Annotated in this window: 1 protein-coding gene; it reads right to left on the reverse strand. The window is 68.6% G+C overall.

Features of this window, described 5'->3' with window-relative positions:
- Positions 1-13: 13 nt before the first annotated feature.
- Positions 14-774 (reverse strand): IS5 family transposase gene (locus tag EK403_RS22045; RefSeq protein WP_245479850.1). Its coding sequence is split into 2 segments (ribosomal slippage): positions 14-433 and positions 436-774, totalling 759 coding nucleotides; the frame shifts between segments, so codons are not numbered across the junction.
- Positions 775-849 lie beyond the last annotated feature (75 nt).

The raw sequence follows: 849 nt of genomic DNA on the forward strand, positions 1-849 counted from the left end.
CTAGGGTCCGGACTCAATTGCACCAGTAGGTGACGGTGGCCGCGATGATCGCGCCGCTGAGGAAGTTTCTGGCGAGCTTGTCGTAGCGCGTTGCGACGCGTCGGAAGTCCTTGAGTCTGCACCAGAGTCGCTCGACGAGATTGCGAGCGCGGTAGGCGGCGCGGTCGTGGGGGATCGGAGCGCGACGGCTTGTCGTGGACGGGATCACGGCCTGCGCGCCGCGGGCGTCGATGAGCGCGCGGACGGCGTTGGCGTCATAGCCGCGATCGGCGAGCAGCCGGTCGAACGGTCCTGCGGCCGCGATCAGCGCGGCGGCCATCGACACGTCGTTGACGTTGCCGGGCGAGAGCAGCAGGACGCGCGGCCGTCCGGCGAGGTCAGTCAGCGCGTGGAGCTTCGTCGTACGGCCGCCGCGCGAAGCTCCGACGGCTTGCGCGAAGGCCCCCCTTTTGCGCCGGCGGCCGAGCGGTGGGCCTTCACGTGGGTCGCGTCGATCGCGACCGTGCCCCAGACCCCGCTGTGGCCCGTCAGCGCTTCGAACAGGCCGAGCCAGACGCCTTGGCGGCTCCAGCGGTTGAAGCGGTTATAGACTGTCGTGTACGGGCCGTACTCAGTCGGACAGTCGCGCCAGCGCGCGCCCGAACGCAGCATGTGGACGATCCCGGAGATCACCCGCTGGTCGTCGACCCGCCGCGCGCCGCGCCGGCCCTTCGGCAGCAGCGGCTCTATCCGAGACCACTCATCGTCGCTCAGCCAATACAACCGCCTCGCCATCCCAAAGCCTCCGTTCCCGGAGACCTTGAATCAGCACGCAGTCCACACCGCAAATCTATTGGGTACAGACCCTAG

Origin of the sequence: Hansschlegelia zhihuaiae (assembly GCF_004103825.1) — a bacterium.
Classification (GTDB): Bacteria; Pseudomonadota; Alphaproteobacteria; order Rhizobiales; family Methylopilaceae; genus Methylopila; species Methylopila zhihuaiae.